At 39.6% G+C, this 16,608-nt stretch carries 18 protein-coding genes; 1 reads left to right on the top strand and 17 read right to left on the bottom strand.

From position 1 onward, the window contains the following. Positions 1–33: 33 nt before the first annotated feature. From ACUN24_RS03955 to ACUN24_RS03910, 10 genes are all read right to left on the bottom strand, one after another. Positions 34–879 carry a hypothetical protein gene (locus ACUN24_RS03955; protein ID WP_445561346.1) on the bottom strand — a complete coding sequence of 282 codons (846 nt, stop codon included), beginning with the start codon at positions 877–879 and terminating at the stop codon, positions 34–36. Between the two features lie 11 nt (positions 880–890). Then, entirely contained in the window at positions 891–2,219 is a 1,329-nt protein-coding gene (locus ACUN24_RS03950) for a hypothetical protein (RefSeq protein ID WP_445561345.1), read from the bottom strand. Between the two features lie 32 nt (positions 2,220–2,251). Beyond that, on the bottom strand, positions 2,252–2,635 hold the full coding sequence (locus ACUN24_RS03945) for a DUF6804 family protein (protein WP_445561344.1): 384 nt from the start codon (positions 2,633–2,635) through the stop codon (positions 2,252–2,254). Positions 2,636–2,679: 44 nt separating this feature from the next. Further along, positions 2,680–2,967 (bottom strand): membrane protein insertion efficiency factor YidD, encoded by a 288-nt coding sequence (yidD, locus tag ACUN24_RS03940; protein ID WP_445561343.1) that lies wholly within the window; start codon positions 2,965–2,967, stop codon positions 2,680–2,682. Continuing rightward, positions 2,964–3,203 carry a hypothetical protein gene (locus ACUN24_RS03935; RefSeq protein WP_138819092.1) on the bottom strand — a complete coding sequence of 80 codons (240 nt, stop codon included), beginning with the start codon at positions 3,201–3,203 and terminating at the stop codon, positions 2,964–2,966. Before ACUN24_RS03935 ends, yidD begins: the two co-directional genes overlap by 4 nt. Before the next feature lie 168 nt (positions 3,204–3,371). Then, on the bottom strand, positions 3,372–3,578 hold the full coding sequence (locus ACUN24_RS03930) for a hypothetical protein (protein WP_265819481.1): 207 nt from the start codon (positions 3,576–3,578) through the stop codon (positions 3,372–3,374). Positions 3,579–3,916: 338 nt separating this feature from the next. Continuing rightward, entirely contained in the window at positions 3,917–4,981 is a 1,065-nt protein-coding gene (locus ACUN24_RS03925) for a type I restriction endonuclease (protein ID WP_445561342.1), read from the bottom strand. 296 nt (positions 4,982–5,277) lie between these two features. After that, positions 5,278–5,943: a response regulator gene (locus ACUN24_RS03920; RefSeq protein ID WP_445561341.1), complete on the bottom strand. Its 666-nt coding sequence runs from the start codon at positions 5,941–5,943 to the stop codon at positions 5,278–5,280. A gap of 11 nt (positions 5,944–5,954) precedes the next feature. Next, complete coding sequence (locus ACUN24_RS03915; protein ID WP_445561340.1) at positions 5,955–7,622, bottom strand: tetratricopeptide repeat-containing sensor histidine kinase; 1,668 nt, start codon at positions 7,620–7,622, stop codon at positions 5,955–5,957. A gap of 135 nt (positions 7,623–7,757) precedes the next feature. Continuing rightward, entirely contained in the window at positions 7,758–7,910 is a 153-nt protein-coding gene (locus ACUN24_RS03910; RefSeq protein WP_445561339.1) for a hypothetical protein, read from the bottom strand. A gap of 379 nt (positions 7,911–8,289) precedes the next feature. Here ACUN24_RS03910 and ACUN24_RS03905 point away from each other — a divergent pair, with 379 nt between their 5' ends. Beyond that, a complete protein-coding gene (locus ACUN24_RS03905; RefSeq protein WP_445561338.1) occupies positions 8,290–9,345 on the top strand; it encodes a hypothetical protein in 1,056 nt (351 codons plus the stop codon). A gap of 83 nt (positions 9,346–9,428) precedes the next feature. Here ACUN24_RS03905 and ACUN24_RS03900 read toward each other — a convergent pair whose 3' ends face one another. The 7 genes from ACUN24_RS03900 to thiC form a co-directional block, all read right to left on the bottom strand. Then, on the bottom strand, positions 9,429–9,980 hold the full coding sequence (locus ACUN24_RS03900; RefSeq protein WP_445561337.1) for a hypothetical protein: 552 nt from the start codon (positions 9,978–9,980) through the stop codon (positions 9,429–9,431). 559 nt (positions 9,981–10,539) lie between these two features. Next, a complete protein-coding gene (gene moeB, locus ACUN24_RS03895; RefSeq protein ID WP_445561336.1) occupies positions 10,540–11,574 on the bottom strand; it encodes a molybdopterin-synthase adenylyltransferase MoeB in 1,035 nt (344 codons plus the stop codon). Next, on the bottom strand, positions 11,568–12,692 hold the full coding sequence (gene thiH, locus ACUN24_RS03890; RefSeq protein WP_445561335.1) for a 2-iminoacetate synthase ThiH: 1,125 nt from the start codon (positions 12,690–12,692) through the stop codon (positions 11,568–11,570). Before thiH ends, moeB begins: the two co-directional genes overlap by 7 nt. Next, positions 12,679–13,449, bottom strand: a complete 771-nt coding sequence (locus ACUN24_RS03885) for a thiazole synthase (protein WP_445561334.1) — start codon at positions 13,447–13,449, stop codon at positions 12,679–12,681. Before ACUN24_RS03885 ends, thiH begins: the two co-directional genes overlap by 14 nt. Before the next feature lie 11 nt (positions 13,450–13,460). Beyond that, a complete protein-coding gene (locus tag ACUN24_RS03880; RefSeq protein WP_445561333.1) occupies positions 13,461–14,096 on the bottom strand; it encodes a thiamine phosphate synthase in 636 nt (211 codons plus the stop codon). Then, positions 14,093–14,707 carry a thiamine phosphate synthase gene (locus ACUN24_RS03875; protein WP_445561332.1) on the bottom strand — a complete coding sequence of 205 codons (615 nt, stop codon included), beginning with the start codon at positions 14,705–14,707 and terminating at the stop codon, positions 14,093–14,095. The genes ACUN24_RS03880 and ACUN24_RS03875 overlap by 4 nt, the downstream gene beginning before the upstream one ends. Before the next feature lie 6 nt (positions 14,708–14,713). Further along, positions 14,714–16,597: a phosphomethylpyrimidine synthase ThiC gene (gene thiC / locus ACUN24_RS03870; protein ID WP_445561331.1), complete on the bottom strand. Its 1,884-nt coding sequence runs from the start codon at positions 16,595–16,597 to the stop codon at positions 14,714–14,716. Positions 16,598–16,608 lie beyond the last annotated feature (11 nt).

The following is a 16,608-nucleotide window of genomic DNA, read 5'->3' as shown; positions in this document are numbered from 1 at the left end:
GAATGGATATTTAATAATAGTTATAATTTTTATCTATTTAATAATCTGCTGTATAACAGGGTCCAACGCAGCCGGCAAATCATTTGTTAGTAAATCAAATTTCTTCACTTTCATCGCTTTAAACCAATCTGTCCAATATTGTTTAATGACATCTTCTTCGTAAGGGTTATTAACTGATGGATTAATGCCCAAAACAATAATTTCGAGCTCTTTTAAATTATAAGGGAAAGCAATGAAACCAAGGTTATTTTTCTTCATAATGCTTTGGTAACCGGCAGAGTTGAGCTTTTTCGAACGGAGAAATTCTGGGGTGATATAAGAACTTTTGCCTCCTATCTGCATGATACTGGCTTTATGGTACATATAGCCATCAGTTAGTATTACTAAAATATTCCGATGTTCTGGTTTAATGCAATACAGCTGCACATTGCTTTTAAAAAACCTCCAGATATCTGAGCCCACATAATTATGGTCTTTAATAGCACTCTGGTAAATTTTAGCAGGATTATTGGTATAAACCTTATCAATGTTCAGGAAATCCTTTTTACTGGTTTTGGGGTTAAAATCGACTTTTAGCTGTTCACTAAGCTGATTAATATTGGGGATATTGGGCAGGGGATTAAAGAAAACCTGCATCTGGTCTTTTAACAGGAGCATCTTTTTTCCTCTTACATGGTTAATAAATGCTTTTTGTACTGAATTTATATATTGAAGATCGCGTTGGTAAATCCCGGGATTCTTTTTAGGATCGATCCGATCAGATAAATCCAATAAAAAGCTGATGTTAAGGTTGTGTTTTGCTTGCTGGGCTTGACCCTCTTTTGCAAAAGCAGTTGTAATTAAGAGCGGCAGTAATATGTTTAGTAATGTTGACTTCATGATGCTGCGGGTTATAAAGTAGTGACGTAAATAGAATTTTGCGAATCTTCGCTTGCCCCTACGTTTTTAAGGTTTTCGTTGTAACAGGCAATACATTCAGTTTGAAGAACAATTTTTTCGTGCATTGAAATATGGAGCTTTTCACTCACGAACGTAATCCAGCCTTTCATATACTCGGAAGCATAAAGCACATACTCCTTGGTGGGAATAATTACGGCATCGATTATCCGTTGTAATGTAATAATACGTCCCTGTGCCTCCAGCGAACTTTTCTTAATGTCGTTAAGTTCTTCTATCAATTTTGCTTTCTGGATTTCAATATCGCTTATCCTATCCTGATGGATCTGGATATCTTTTTTTCTCCGCAGTTGTTCGTGTTTGATTTTGTCTTTCTCCCGGTGTTCTTTCATGATAAAATCGAATACTACTCCCCAGATAAGGTACACCACAAAACCGGCAAAAATGATTCCCCAGAACTGGATTTTGCCAAAGGCAATAGGGATATTAAATTCAGGTGTATCAAATGTTTTAGTTAGCTCGTAAATCTTTTCCTCTATCTGGTAAGCCAGAATGGCATCGAAAACAAAGGTAGTAAGCAACAACAGACCAATTTTAATGTAATTCCCAATGCTTTTAACCTCTCCGAACATGTGGATTAAATAACCCAGTCCTAAAAACACAAAAGGGATAAAGGTTACAAAAGCACCTTCGAGTGAACCATCGTGCCAGGCCTTTTCAAAAGCTTTAGAATCGAGCACATTCATAATGATGGTGCTATTGGCATCAAAGGGTTTAAAAAAGGCAGAATAAGAGGTAGAAATATAAAAAGTAAATAAATACAGGCTTAAAGGCATAAGGATGATTAAACCGATCCAGAACTTACTTGAAGCACCTTTTGATGCACTGATGTGGTATTTTTCAGGATTCCGGGGCAGGTCGTTGATTTCGAATTTTAGCTCTTCGATATTATCTTTTACCGCCCTGATATCGGTTTCTACCTTGTTAATCTGCTGTTCTTTACTTTCCTTGCTGATTACCAGTGTTTTGATTTCGGTTTCTTTGGTTTTCTGCTCGTTGATGTAAGGCTCTTTCGCCAGTTGCTGCTTTTCTACCAGTTCTTTTTCTTCATTTTGAAATCTGGCGTAAATGGCGTTCAAACATATCGAAAGCGCCAGTGGGCTACCACTGTTTCGCGATCCGTCCCTAAAGCCTGCTTCGTGGTAAGTTCTTTTTCTTACTTCCTCCTCTTGTTCGGTAGCCGGCTCCTTGATCTCCACATTTTCATCCTGAGACGGATCGGCTGTTTTTGGGTTAAAAAATTCTTCTATCTGGGCAATCATAACATTAAGTTTTGAGGTGATTTATGATGTGATTATTGTATTTCTCCTTTCACCGAAACAATCCGGTCTCTGGAGTATGTTTTTTGAACGGGTAAAATTTCAGTGGCTTTTTCTTCTTGTTTTACAGGCTCACTTTTCTTAAAAAAGGCAATAATTAAAAACAATAGTCCGGTGATGATATCAAGTGGAATCCAGATGCTTTTCCGATGCAGGTAAATGGGAAACAGAGGATTAAAAAGAATCAACACAAGCACGAAAACAATTGCAAAGGAATAGTTCTTTTGTTTGATCCAACTGTAAATGAGCAATCCCGCTCCCAATGAAACAATGGTTCTTAAAAAGGTATAAAATTCAATGGGCAACTTCAATATTGCTACAAAACAGCAGATTGAGCAAACAATCAGGAATGGTTTCATTGATGAAAAAGTATAGGAATTCAATTAATGTTAGAGACTAAATCTTAGCTGCAGGAGTAAAATCTAACTGCAATCTCATTTTCTTGAAGCAATTGATCATTGGGTAATATCATCATCTTACTCCCGTCGATATGATTTTCGAAAATATGATACCCATTTCTACAGTTTTTATATCGATACTTTAATGCATTAAATCCTTCGAGCAGGCCTTCTTTTTTGGTAACCTGATAAACATGCTTAGAGCAGCTCAATTTGAAAATGCATTTACGCCTTTTATCTTTAGGGAATACTGCCCAGTATATTCTTATGATAGAGAGTAAAATTATTTTCATAATACTCCTTTGCTGAAAACAACCATTTGATAAGAAGCTAAATAACCAGGTTTGGCACCTAATCCAAAACAACCTGGATCAGGCTGCACATAGGTTGAAACACTTTCCAATCTGATATATTCCCAACCTTGATTAGTAAATTGCTTGATTAGATTTTCTAATTGAATAGCAACCGCAGCTGTAGTTTCATTTTTTTGATTCAGTGTTGCGGTGAATGGCACTACTTTATATTCCATGATAAGTTTGTTTTTAAGTTTATACTTCAAAAGTATACAAGCCTAAACCCCAAACCTTACGGAAAACCGTAAAAAAACAAAGTATTTAAGAAAATTTACATATTGATTTTCAGTTGATTGTGTGTTTTTACGGGGGGTATAAAAACTAAAGAAGCAGCTATATCAGTTTTAAGTGGTGTGGCAGTCTATAGAACATGTTCTGCAACCGTTTGATTTGCTGTAAGTTTTTTTCGCTTCTGTTACCGCACCTTTACATGAAGAAAATTCGCCCAAATACTTTCTGTTATCACTGGAAGGTAGGTAAGTACAATTTTCATCATGAACTTCATGATCGCCGTTACTTTGGGCATTTTTGTTTACATAATACTTTTTCATCTTAAATTATTTTTAGACTATAAAACTATCGTGTCAAGAAACCTTTTCCCAAAGGGAAACCGTAAAGCAAAATTTATAAATTTCTTTTCTATCAGATTTATCCACTTCGGTTGAAAGGACGATGAGCGGTGAGGGTTTCGTAAACTTAAATGATCTTATATTTCTTATATGGTTAAAATAAAGAAGTTGCAGTTGTTAATCGTTATAAAAGATCCTTCGACTCCGCTCCTGATGGCAAATAGAGAAGGATTTTATACGTTTAAAAATGAGAGATTGCCCTGCCTGCTCCCAATACAAACGGTGGAGCAATCCCTGCATTTTTGATTGATGAGCGACAATTAATAATTTTCTAAAGTTTGATGCAATTGAGCCCTGTAATCGTAAAGTTCATCAAGGTTAAACAACTGTTTTTTCTCACCGGCATCTTTACCATTCTGAAAAGTTTCGATGTATTTATTCGCGGTATTAAAGTGAAACCTGCAGATGGGTTTCCGGTTATTGTCATCTAGTAATACGCCAAAGTAAGATTGGGTATCGCGGGCTGCAATCCGTGCCGAAGGTATCTTCTCGCGTAAAATGGCTTTTACAATCTGGAAGGCTTCCAACTCTTTTTCCGTGGTTACGATTTTTGATGTATCAGGATCTTCTATAACAAGAATTGCTTTGTCCTCCTCCTTTTTCTCTATTTTCTCATTGATGTTCAAGGCAGATTTCAAACGATCGCTGATCGATTCGTTAATGGAAATGGCCAGGGCCTTTTTGGTATATTCTTTAAAGGCGATCATCCGGTTTGCCGTTAAAGGTTTATCAAAAAATCGGTTCACCAGTAATTTTACCATTTCATCAGAAGGGGTGTCGATTTCTTTTTCAAATTCCTTTCTGATGGCTTTGATGTATTTTAAACCTTCGGCCGAATCAAGAATCGTTTCTAAATTGTATTCGTTTTTGGTAAAGCTTTCGAGGATTTTAATCGCATTATCTTTCAGGTCTTCAATATCGATTGTTAAGAAAGGTTTTTCATCCATAATATTCGGTTTTTCCAAATCGGCGTAAAAGTTATAAATAGTACCGTTGGTTAATACACCAAAACGTGCTTTAGAAACATGGTAATAGCGGTGCAATTGAGAGTTATGTGCATCGGCACTTTCTTTCCAATGTTTACATTCGAAAATGAGGATGGGCTCATTGTTTTTGCGAATCACGTAATCTACCTTTTCGCCTTTTTTAGTGCCGATATCGCAAATGTGCTCGGGTATAACCTCTGTAGGGTTAAAAATATCGTAACCTAGAATTTGAATAAATGGCATTACAAATGCATTTTTCGTAGCCTCTTCGGTATTGATCTGATCTTTTAATCCTACCACCCGTTGATGAAGTTGTTCTAATTTAAGCTTAAGGTCCATTTGATTTGACTTTTGGGTTTTGATCAAAAGTAGAACGATTGAGATTGTTTTTCTTACGGGAAACCGTAGCGAGATTAATTCATTTGGTTGATAACCTTAACCCTTAACCACATTAAACGAGATTTCTTTGACCATAATTTCGCATAGACAAAAACAAGGAGAGTACCGCAGCGTAAGATGGCAGCTTGAAAGATTCTGAAACAAGTTCAGAATGACGAATTTGTTGGAGGATAACCGCGTGAGTGACTAAACGAAGTTAATCGACCCATGGTTGGAGGAAAGATGCTGTTGGATGATTAAATGATCCCGATGTCTTTACAATAGGCAATAAGCTGCTCATTTTTGGAGAAGCCAAGTACTTCTTTCATCAGGTTAAGGCGTTTTTCGATACTGCTCAGGCCTGAGGGTTTGATGTTGTTCTCCTGTAGATAGTATGGGATGTTTTTTTGTGGCATTCCATCAACCAGTTGAGAGATGATTGCAATATCGAGGTCGGTAAAATCGTGAGAATTATTTTCTTTTCTGGCCTGTTTTAAATCAGGCGAAAGATATTTTTTATGGTTATGGATCGCAGATATGGCGAGGCGTAAGTACTGCCCATCGCGACGGGCTTTGCGCACATACCCATCAATATGCATTTCTTTAAATAACATGTCGATAACTGCTGGCCTGTTCTCTCCGGAAAATACCAGGGTTTTTAAATTGGGTTGCGCCTCTTTTGCGGCTTTGATGAGTTCGGCACCTCCGTCGATTTTTTGCAGGTTATGATCTTCTTCGAAATAGAGGTCGGTGATTAAAAGATCATAAGGTCGCTCTTCCCTAACGGCATTTTTGATCCACGTAAGTGCATCGTCGCAATAATATACATATTCGGGTTTTTCGACACCCATTTCGGCCAATGTTTTTTGCAGGGAAATATTCTGTGTTTCTTGATCTTCGGCAATAAGTATTCTTTTAAACATATTTAATACAATTAGGAAACCGGAAAAGAGATTTGGATTTTAAGCCCCTTTTCAACTTTGGTATCAAAGGTAATTGTACCACCAATTGCATCAATACGGGTTCCCGTATTTGTTAAGCCATTTTTAGGTTGCGGCTTACCTGCAATGCCAATACCGTTATCGGTATAAAAAATGTTTATTTTTTGCTGTACCTGCTCAAATTTAATCACCACATCGCTTGCCTGGCTGTGCTTGCCCATGTTTACCATCAGTTCCTGAAGGATATGCTCTATTTCATCTTTGGCCTGTTCGGAAACTTTTTCCCATAATGGGGCCGAATTCCCGACCAGTATTACCCTCGTATTTTCGGAAGCGAATGACTTTAATATCTCAGATATTTTTTCGTTAAAAGGCTGATTTTTCAATCTAGGCCTTTCGTAAGAAATATCACGCGATTGTTCGTAAAGTTCTTCTATTTCGTTGATAATTGGGTTGTCTTTTAATGCCTCTTGGTTATCAAGTTTATTCATGATCCGATAGAGTCCATTCGCGACACCATCATGTACTTTTTTAACATATTTGAGTTCTGTTTTCTTAACTTCTATCTCCTTTTCCTGCCTTAAGTTTTTCTGCCTCCTTTGGTATAAGAAATATCCCATTATTAAACAGAGTGCCAAAGTAGCAATACCAATATTTCGTAGCAGTATATCTTTTTGTTTTTCAATATTTTCTGCTTTGGCCTTTAGAAAATCAGCTTTATTTTTTTCCGTTTCATAGCGGATGAGGGCAAATTGATTTTTGGCTGCATTACGGGCCGTTTCCAGACTGTCAGCTAATTTTTGATAAGTTTCGAAATACTCCTTCGTTTTGTTAGACAAACTTAATGTAATCAGTTTTTGTAAAGCTTGTAGCCGATCGGCAGGGCTCTTAAGCTGCTTAGCCACCTGATACATTTTCTGAGCATAAGCCAAAGCTATAGCAGGTTTCTTTGCGGTGTAATAATCAGCGAGGTGTGCATAACTGGCATTTAGGCCCCAAAGGTCTTTTTCTTCCTGTCTGATCTTTAAAGCAGTTAAAAATTCTGTTTCAGCATTATAGTTGGAATTGATCAGCCATTTGGTTTTAGCGAGGTTGGATAATGCTCTGGCGTATTCTATTTGGTTCTTATGTGCTCCAGTTAAAATTGCTTCATATATTTCTAAAGACATTTTATAATCCTTCATATCCTGATAAACCTTAGCTTTATTGTTTAGGCAGATTCGAATATCTAATGAATCATCAGAAAATTTGATGGCATCATCGTATAATCTTAGTGCGCGTGCGTAATCCTTCAGTTTAAAGGTAGCAATAGCTAGATTGTTAAAATTAGATCTAAAATATTTCGATTGTTCTTTTTTTTCTTCATTAAGATATTGGAGTGCATTTATTGATAATTCTTGTCCACCAAAATAATCACCTTTATCTGTGGAGATAATTCCCATATTTATGAGGCATTTTCCAGCGCCAACACTATCTTTCTGAGCTAAGAATAAATCTTTAGCCTGATTGAAATAGCTAAATGCACTATCCATTCTTCCAGATTCTCTGTACTCGAATGCTTTATCGTATAAAGGGTTTTCTTTTTTACTTTCCTCATTTAACGAAGGCTTTATGCAAGAGCCTATGAGCAACAATAAGAATAAGGTGGAGAGGCGTTTCACAATTTTAGTTTTCCTCTAAGTTAAAAAATAAACAATAAGGATTGCTTATTGGAATCGGAATATATAGCTTTAGAGTGATTGTGTAAATTTAATTTTAAAAAAAAGCAAGGCAGATATACCGCCTTGCTTTCTGCATTAATTTATTTTTGGTGGAGGGATCTGTCCAGTTTCCCCACCGGTATCATTTGCAGTAGTTACTGTTGTACCTCCGTTATGGTTGCAATTGTGATTTGTATTTGTAGGCGTTGCCAATCCCAATAGGATCGCAATAAAAAAATATAAAAACATGACTTAAAATTTTTAGAATTAATTACTATGTAGGCCTCCGAGATCCTTACTTGGAGGTTGCTACGATTTGTAATCAGAAGGCCTTCTGAAATTTTTGGGAAGTGTTTGAGTGTCTGTCGCGGGAGCCAATAACTGCTTCCCAAACCGGCTAATAACTACCGCGATTTCTACTCGTTTTTAACATTTAGTTCTTTGCTTGGATTATCGTTTGAATCGTTGCTTGAATTAATTGTTGGGACAAATATCCAAGCTTCAAATCGCTAGTTTTCAGATAATTCCAAAGATTCTGAAGAATTCTTTTTAAATTCCAAAGAATTCCGGAAACCCGTAAGGATTCCAAAAATTCCATTTCTATTTTTACGCTTAAATTTTTTGAAAAATGCCTGAAGATTATCAAGACATAGTATTGGCTGCCTATAAAAAGATGAAGGATAATGGGAAGCTGCGCGCAATTTTGCCCCAAGCAACTACTACAAGATTAAGAAAAGCTTGTTTAAGGGTTTATGACGATAGATATACTCCAAAAGATGCCGATATACTTTCCATGTTCTTTAAAAAAGATAAGATGGAGTGTGATGATTTTCGGAAAGTGATAGATGATTCAGAGCCTGATGATTACAAGGCCCTATGCAATCATATCAAAGGAGAGACAGGGAAGACAAAAGAAGAGAATACTGACCTTCTTGCCTGGTTAATAGGCTTCCCTACACAATATGAATGGATGGAACTTAGTGATGAGGAAAAAGAACTTATTATTGAGAAAATAGCAAATGGAAATAAAACTCCTCCTGTAGTTATAGGCCCAACAAATCCGCCCATACTCCAACCAAAACCACCACGGGAAGAAACCACTTATCGTCCACGCTTCTCCCAACATCATATCATCATCTCTTGTATTATTTTACTATTTGTTGGCACCACTTCTTTTGCTATTTGGGAGCGTAGTGCGACAATAGTTAAGATGCCAAAAGCAGATGAGGGCTGTATGTATTGGAATGAAGATCACTACGAACCGGTAAAATGCGATGCACAAATTGCTAATGCTACGATAATCCCATTGGATCTTAAAAAGTTACAGCATCAAAGGAAGATTAATCTATCAGATACCCTAACCAGCTATTCGTTGGGTAAAGTATGGTATAAAGGTTTTGTAAAGGATCATGAGTTTTTTACGGCTGCGGGTACATATCCTGCTGACACGACAAGGATGCTAAAAAAGCTTACACCTATAATTTTATCAAAATACATCTCCAATAGCAGGTACCTGCAAACCCGTTTAACTTGGTTGTTGTATGCTGTCATTTTTATAACATTATGCGGCTTTGGTGCAAGCAGATTAAAGAAAGAAGTTAAGTCCTCTAAGGAAGAAACAAAGATTGAGGAAGGAGAAATAACAGCGTTTCGCAGCAATGAGCTGCAGGCTACTAGTGCGTAGCATCTGCAGAAGTTGGTTGGGAGTCTTGGCCTGAATAATGGTTTAACCCAAATGCATCACACCTGAGTTAAACATTACCTGTTTTATTGGCCCCAGTTTACCTGGATGTTATTTTTTTTTGCATAGGTTTTCCCTTTTTCCATTAAGGCATTAAAGTTTTGCTCAAAGTGGGCGCCATATTTCTGGTCGATATTTTTAATGATTTCATCTTTGGCGCTTTGGCTGCCTTTGCTATCGCACAGTTTGGCGTAAGCCAGGTACTCGTTTTTATAAACGGGGATTACGAGTTCGTATAATTGCTGCGAAAGGGCTTTAATTTCTTTTTCTTCATCGCCAGAGGCAGAGAGTTTTTTTACCTTCTCGAGCGATTGCTCGAGGTATAAAATTTTGTTGTTGAGGCTCGTGGTAGCTTCGTTGCCTTTCTTTTTACTGGATGGAATATCAGGATATTCTTTCGTTTCATCGTTGATATGACGGGCCAGATCGGCGCTGGCAAAATCGTTGATCATATTGGTGTTAAGAATGGCGATGTCGAAGAAACGTTCCGGGGTTTCGGAGCAGGCAGATAAAAAAAGTGTAGTGAGAATTAAAATAGCGAATCTTGATTTTTGGGATAGTGCTTGTAATTTGTTCATGATCTGAATGGGTTTTCCTTATAAAATTTAAGCTTGGGGAGAAGCAAAGATTGAGCCGTTTTTTAGTCGGAAGTTAGTAGTCTGGGGTTCAAAGTAGATCAACAGGTTATTCCCGGGCACAGCGCCATCCTGAGGGTTTCGGAGTGTCATCATTTCGATCGGAGTGTAATACTGTCGGGAAATCTACAAGCATAGATCTGTCTCAGGAAGGTCTTTTTACTTTAACCATGTAAGACATAGAAGATTCATATAAGCTCAAGGGTTTTATATTCCTTAAATGGTGGCGTGCTTTAAGATTAGCTTCGCTGAGCACTTCGTGGTTCCCGCCTGCGCGTGAATGACGCCTGCTTTTTACCCTGCTCTGTGATATTTGCGCCTGCTCTCCGTGTCCTTTGTGGTTAAAACATGGAAAATGATGATGAATGATGGAAACAGTCAGGCGTTTGGCGGGGAGCGATTAGCGCTGATTAAAAGATGCTGAAGCCTATATGGTCAAATAATATGGAATGGGATACTCGGTTTGGCCTACAATTAACCGAATGAACCATTAACTAATGAACTAAACAAGCCCCTCTTTCAAACTATAAACCTCCCCTTCATAAGCTCCATTCAACAACTGAACCGCCATTTTACTTCTTTGCCCGGTTTGGCAATAACAAACTACTTTTTTGCCCTGTGGAATGCTTTTTAGCGATGATGTTAATTCATATAAGGAAATATTTACTCCGCCAATATTATTTTCCTCATGTTCATAATCTTCTCGTACATCGATCAGGAAAATTTCATCAGGAGATTCAGAAAGCCATTGATCAAGAGTCGTTTTATCGATTTCCTTTATTTCACGAACTGTAGCTTCAGATTTAATTGTTTTGACTTGTTTTTCTTGTGCAATTTTAAATACCATTACAGTATTGTTCAATGCGTCGATGGTCATTAATTTGCCGGCTAAAGTTTCACCGATGCCACAAATTAGTTTAATGGCTTCATTGGTCATATACAAACCAATTATTCCGGGTAAAATGCCGATTACTCCACCTTCTACACAATTTATATTTTCACTTGGTGGTGCAGGATAAAGATCCCGGTAATTTGCACCTCCATGATGGTTAAATACCGCAACCTGACCTTCAAACTGTAAAATGGAGCCAAAAACGAGTGTTTTATTTAAATTTACACAGGTATCGTTAACCAGGTAACGGGTGGTAAAATTATCGGAGCAATCAATTACCAGCCCATAATCCTGGCAGATAGACATTGCGTTATCGCGCTTAAAACGTTCTTGATAAGCAGTGAAAGCCATGTGCGGATTAAGCAATTTGAGTTTTGCAGCTGCCACTTCAGCTTTAGATTGACCTATATCCGTATGGTTATATAAAATCTGCCGGTGCAGGTTGCTCAGTTCTACCACATCGTCATCTACAATTCCAATTGTTCCGACACCGGCTGCGGCCAAATATTGCAATACCGGACAGCCCAAACCACCGGCACCAATAACCAATACTTTGGTGGCTTTTAATTTTTCTTGCCCTTTTAAGCCTAATTCAGGCAAAATCATCTGCCTGTTATAGCGGTTTAGTTCTTCTTTTATTAACATGATTTACTGATCAAACTCCTGTCCCAATCTTTCCAAATTGGCTCATAACCCTGTTTTCTGATCATCTCAGCGATTTCCTGTGCCGACCTTTCATCAGATATTTCGAACTGCTCTAAAGACTGAGGCTCTACTTCATAACCGCCAGGATTGGTTTTAGAACCCGCACTGATGGCAGTAATCCCCAATTTAATTACCTGATTTCTGAATGCCTGCGTTTCGCGGGTGGAGATTGACAATTCTACTTCGCTGTTAAATAGGCGGTAAGCACAGATCAGTTGCACCAATTCTCTGTCATTCATCACCACTTTTGGCTCCAAACCACCGCTAAAAGGCCGCAACCTGGGGAAAGAAATACTGAATTTACTCTGCCAATATTGTTTTTCAAGATAAGATAAATGCAGGGCCGTAAAAAATGAATCTGTCCGCCAGTCTTCCAAGCCGATTAATACGCCTAGTCCCATTTTATGGATGCCTGCCTGCCCTAAACGGTCAGGGGTTTCTAAACGGTATAAAAAGTTAGATTTTTTACCTTTTGGATGGTGTTTCCGGTAATCGTCCTGGTGATAGGTTTCCTGATAAACGAGTACCGTATTTAGCCCGTGCGGGATAAGCGTTTCATAATCGGCCACATCTAATGGCTGTACTTCCATCGAAATGTGCGCGAAATGCGGACTGATCAAATCCAATACTTTTTTAAAATAATCGGTATGTACAGTCTGGTTGGCTTCTCCAGTTACCAGCAGCACATGGTCGTAGCCCATCCCTTTAATTACGGCTACTTCCTGCATAATTTCCATTGGGTTGAGCGTTCTCCGCCTTACCTTATTGTCATAACTGAAACCGCAATAGGTACAGATATTATTACATTCGTTAGAGAGGTAAAGCGGAATGTACATCTGGACGACCCGACCAAAGCGGTCTAAAGTTAAACGCTGACTGATCTGCGCCATATCCTCAAGATAAGGCAATGCAGCGGGAGAAATCAGCGCTTTAAAATCCTCCAGATTCCGCTGTGTATTGCGCAAAGCCCGCTCTACATCAGCAGCCGTTTTATCGTAAATACTGGCTTTGGTATCATCCCAATTGTAGGATTCGAATACCTCGTTAAAACTCTTCATCTAAAAATGCGGTTAGTGGACTGCTTGCCGCAGCATAATTTTGCTGAGCGCCTAGTTTGGATTCGAAAGCCATTCTACCGGCTTCTACCGCTAATTTGAATGCAATGGCCATATTGGTTGGATCTTTAGCTATGGCAATGGCGGTATTCACCAAAACGGCATCTGCACCAATTTCCATAGCTTTAGCCGCATCAGATGGCGCTCCAATACCTGCATCTACGATTACCGGTACCCGGCTCTGGCTAATAATAATCTCTAAAAAATCGATTGTTCTTAATCCCTTATTACTGCCAATTGGAGAACCGAGGGGCATTACAGCCGCTGTACCCACATCTTCCAAACGTTTACATAAAACCGGGTCGGCATGGATATAAGGCAACACCACAAAGCCGAGTTTAACCAACTCTTCAGTGGCTTTTAAGGTCTCAATCGGGTCGGGCATGAGGTATTTTGGATCGGGGTGGATTTCCAGCTTGATCCAGTTGGTTTCTAAGGCTTCGCGTGCCAGTTGTGCGGCAAAAACGGCTTCTTTTGCATTACGCACGCCAGAAGTATTGGGTAACAAATTAATGTGTGGATATTTAAGGTGATGAAGGATATCGTCATCTTTACCTTTTAAATCTACGCGCTTAAGGGCTACCGTAACGAGTTCGGAAGCCGAAGCAATTAAGGCGTTTTCCATCTCTCTTGCCGAACTGAATTTTCCGGTTCCGGTAAAGAGGCGGGAGCTAAAAGTTTGACCTGCTATGGTTAACATATCTGTAATTTTTAAATCGAATGAATACTGAATTTACTGCTGATTTCTTCAAGAACCGCAGCCGTTTGTGTTTGGTTGGTGAGCGCTGCCGAGATGGCAATTCCGTAAATTCCGGTTTCGAGTATAGCCGGAATATCTGCTGCTTCGATACCACCAATGGCTATAATCGGGGTGGTAATTCCAGCTTTTTTTACCCGCTCCATCAATTGTTGGTAACCTTCCAACCCTACAATCGGACTCAGGTTTTCTTTTGTACGGGTAAACCTGAATGGGCCCAAACCGATATAATCGGCTCCTTCAGCTACCCTTTGCTGGATATGTTCGAAAGTATTTGCGGTACCTCCGATGATCTGGTGTTTACCGATAATTTTTCTGGCTTCCATAACAGGCATATCCTGCAGGCCTAAATGCACGCCGTAACTGTTTACGGCTTTTGCCAGGTGCGGATAATCGTTTATAATTAGTTTGGCTCCATAACTTTCGCATAAGGCCTGCGCAGCTTTTGCAAATGGCAGAATTTCGGCCTCGGCCTGGTTCTTAATGCGGAGCTGGATCCACTTTCCACCAGCCTGGAGCACCTGCTCAATGGTATCGATGTGGGTGCCTGTTTTAGGGGCTTGCGAGATATATTGTAAGTGCTGAATCATTGTTTTATTGTTAAATTTTGAGCATAAGCAAGGCATTTAGCCCGGGCTTTTTTAAAATTAGTTAGGGCTAGGGAAGGATCATTCCAGATGTTCCCCAATAGTGCAACACCATCGAAATTCATTGTTTTTACCTGATCGATTTCTGCTAAACCGATGCCACCAAGTGCGATGATTTTCGGGATGGCTTGTTGTTTTTCCAAACGGAAATCTGATGGAATTACACCTTGATAACCAGGTTTGGAAAGGCTATTGAATACAGGGCCAAAGAAGCTGTATTGATATTGCTTTATCTGTTCGATATCGGCAAGGTGATGGATAGAAGTGCTGAAGATCTTATTTTCTGGCAATTCCACATTATCCCTTTCCTTCCTGAAATTTTCTCTATGGTGGATCCGCTGGATATTATAATCGTTAGCAAGCGAATGGAAATGATGTAAAGCAATTTGTGGGTGATATTCTGGTGAAATTCCTTCAATAATCTTCCGGTATGCTGCCTCATCAACATTTTCTTTGCGTAGGTGAAAAACCTGTAAACCGGCTTCGAAAAGCTGGTTGATCAGATTACTTTCTTCTTTAAAAAAGGTCGGTTTAGCGATTACAATCAGTTCCATGGTAGGTTAAGAATAAATTTCGCTTCCTTTTTCAGTAAACTCTTTCGATTTTTCTTCCATGCCTTTAGCCAAAGCCTCGTTTGCAGCTACTCCTTGTTTTGCAGCATACTCGCGCACATCTTGTGTAATTTTCATCGAGCAAAAATTTGGGCCGCACATCGAACAGAAATGTGCAATCTTAGCACCTTCTGCTGGCAAGGTTTCATCATGGAATTCTTTTGCCGTATCCGGATCGAGCGACAAATTAAACTGGTCTTCCCACCTGAATTCGAACCTCGCTTTACTCAGAGCATTATCGCGGTATTGCGCGCCGGGGTGACCTTTTGCCAGGTCGGCCGCATGAGCTGCAATTTTATAGGTAATTACACCATCTTTCACATCTTTTTTATTCGGCAAGCCCAAATGTTCCTTAGGGGTTACATAACACAACATCGCTGTTCCGAACCAACCAATCATAGCCGCGCCAATGGCCGAGGTAATGTGATCATAGCCCGGAGCAATATCTATCGTTAAAGGGCCTAAAGTATAAAAAGGTGCTTCGCCGCAATGTTCAAGCTGCTTCTCCATATTCGCTTTAATCAGGTGCATGGGTACATGTCCGGGGCCTTCAATAATGGTCTGTACATCATGTTTCCAGGCTATTTTAGTGAGTTCGCCCAGGGTTTCGAGCTCCGAAAACTGTGCGGCATCGTTGGCATCGGCAATACATCCCGGCCTTAAACCATCACCTAAAGAAAATGCTACATCGTAAGCTTTCATGATCTCGCAGATTTCTTCGAAATGTGTGTAGAGGAAGTTTTCTTTATGATGTGCCAAACACCATTTCGCCATGATTGATCCGCCACGCGAAACAATTCCGGTAATTCTTTTCGCCGTTAATGGCACATAACGAAGCAGTACCCCGGCATGGATGGTAAAATAATCGACGCCCTGTTCTGCCTGCTCAATCAACGTATCGCGGAAGATTTCCCAGGTGAGGTCTTCCGCTTTGCCGTTTACCTTTTCCAAGGCCTGATAAATAGGAACGGTACCGATGGGTACTGGCGAATTGCGGATAATCCATTCGCGGGTTTCGTGGATATTTTTCCCTGTTGATAAATCCATAATGGTATCGGCACCCCAGCGACAGGCCCAAACGGCTTTTTCTACTTCTTCTTCGATGGTGGAGGTAACCGCGGAATTGCCAATATTGGCATTGATTTTTACCAGGAAATTACGACCGATAATCATGGGTTCGAGTTCAGGGTGGTTAATGTTGCAGGGGATTACCGCACGTCCGGCGGCTACCTCTGCCCTTACAAATTCTGGTGTGATGTAGCCTTTTGGTGTATTTGCGCCAAAGCTATTGCCCTGGTGCTGGTGGTTCATTACCTCGTGCTGATCGCCCAATTGCGCATTCAGCAATTCGATCTGCTGGTTTTCCCTAATGGCAATGTATTCCATTTCGGCTGTAATGATGCCTTTTTTTGCATAATGCATCTGCGATACATTGGCACCCGGCTGGGCTTTGTAAGGTTTATTGGTATAATTAAAACGCAAAGCATCGAGTTTTTCATCTGCAAGGCGCTGTTGCCCATAAGCTGAAGATAATTGGTCAAGTTGCGTTACGTCCTCCCTGTCTTTAATCCATTGCTCCCTTAATCTTGGAAGTCCTTTCCGTACATCAATAACAGCATTGGGATCGGTATATGGCCCGCTGGTATCATAAACAGTTACAGGCGGATTAGGTTCAGTTAAGCCAAATCCATTGTGGATTTTAGTTTCAGTTAAACTGATTTCGCGCATGGCCACCTGGATATTATGAATTTTGCCCGGCACAAATATTTTGCGTGAAGCCGGAAATGGACTGCGGCTGATGACTTCCTGGTTTGGTGTTTTTTCTTGTTTCATTTTGAAATGTT

Source organism: Pedobacter sp. WC2501 (genome assembly GCF_052682415.1).
Note: the sequence above shows the minus strand (reverse complement) of the source record. Positions and strands in the feature narration are given on the sequence as shown.